The sequence below is a fragment of the Candidatus Enterococcus murrayae genome (genome assembly GCF_017315985.1).
GTDB lineage: Bacteria > Bacillota > Bacilli > Lactobacillales > Enterococcaceae > Enterococcus_A > Enterococcus_A murrayae.
This window is the reverse complement of sequence record NZ_JAFLVR010000097.1, coordinates 1-1,385: the sequence shown is the minus strand read 5'-3', so window position 1 is coordinate 1,385 and position 1,385 is coordinate 1. Positions and strand designations below refer to the sequence as shown.

Annotated in this window: 1 protein-coding gene; it reads left to right on the top strand. The window is 30.1% G+C overall.

The features are described 5' to 3' along the window. Positions 1-248: 248 nt before the first annotated feature. Positions 249-965 carry a winged helix-turn-helix domain-containing protein gene (locus JZO85_RS22920; RefSeq protein WP_207110827.1) on the top strand — a complete coding sequence of 239 codons (717 nt, stop codon included), beginning with the start codon at positions 249-251 and terminating at the stop codon, positions 963-965. The last annotated feature ends 420 nt before the right edge of the window (positions 966-1,385 follow it).

The window sequence follows — 1,385 nt, the reverse complement described above, 5'->3', positions numbered from 1 at the left end:
CTATAATACAATGGTGTATTTTTACTCGAAGTAATAAAAAAATTCTCTTCTAGATTGCATTACTAAACTAATTTGGAAATCATATTTCGTTATCTATTCAATCTAAAAAAGCAAAAGAACTTCATGTCCTATATTTTTTGGAAAACAATGTAAGTCTGTAATCTTTTTTGTTTAAGAATGAATTATGTATATGGAATAGACGACCAGTTAAGCTACTCATATATTTGAACAGAAGGTGGGAAGCTCATTTGAAACAAATACTAGTTCTAACGAAGAATGTTTTAGTAGATCAAGAATTTCAAAATGAATTACAAAACTTGAACTATGAAGTATTTTGTTCTAGCTATCTATTTTATCAACTATTCGCTGGTAACTTGGATGTGATTAAAGTAATTTCAAGTTACTCAATTGTCATATTCAGTGAAACAATAGCAGATGTTGATTTGAAAATCTATCTTGAAAAATTAAAAAATAGTACAGTTTCTATAGTAAGGAAAGGTGGTGCAAAGCTTACAAATGAGGAGCTAGAAAAATGGAATTTATTGGGATTACATTCCTTCTTTTATGATGGAATGACAAAAATGGAGATTAGAGAGCAGCTATCCACTTTAATGATGAAACAAAACAATGTAGTTGGTGTTAACACAAAAGATGAAGCTACAATAAAAAAAGATTTTTCTAAATTATCAAGAGTTCGTCTATCCATGCTTGAAAGGAGGCTGTTAGAAACACTTTATCAGCACTCCAATGAGAGTTTATCCCGAAAGGAATTATGTAAATACATTTGGGATGAGCATATGGGTACGTCTCGATCAGTGCATTTGTCTAATCTTGTAGGCAAGGTAAGGAAGAAATTAATAAAAATTGGTTTTTCCGAACAGTGTATTCGTACTGATTGGGGGTATGGTTATCAAATAAGCGATGAGGTTTATCAATGGTATGCTGAAGCTAGAAAAATTATTTAAAGATTTCCTAGTGATACGATGATAATATATAAGAGCTTTGACTGGTGACTCACAAGAAAAGAAAAATATTTTGATGGAAATATTACAGATTTTTATTCTGAAAAAGGGTGGTAGTTATTAATGTCCATAGCGCCCAACAATTTAATTGTCGCATTAAGTATGTAAGATGAAATTTTTCTAAGGGTTGAGAAAAAGATAATTCATTTGAGATATTTTTTCTTTTTTTGAACTATCTCGTTGATAGTTTGAATTAAATGTAAGCTTCGCATAATCATATTAAGATGTAGTAATAAGCCTATCAATCAACCTTGAGTATACAGGATGATTGATAGGTTTCTTTTTTCGATTAATAAATTACCCGACATTTTTTTGAACTTTTTGAGGTTAAGTCAAATAAGCTGCGTAAGCGTCATATACCAA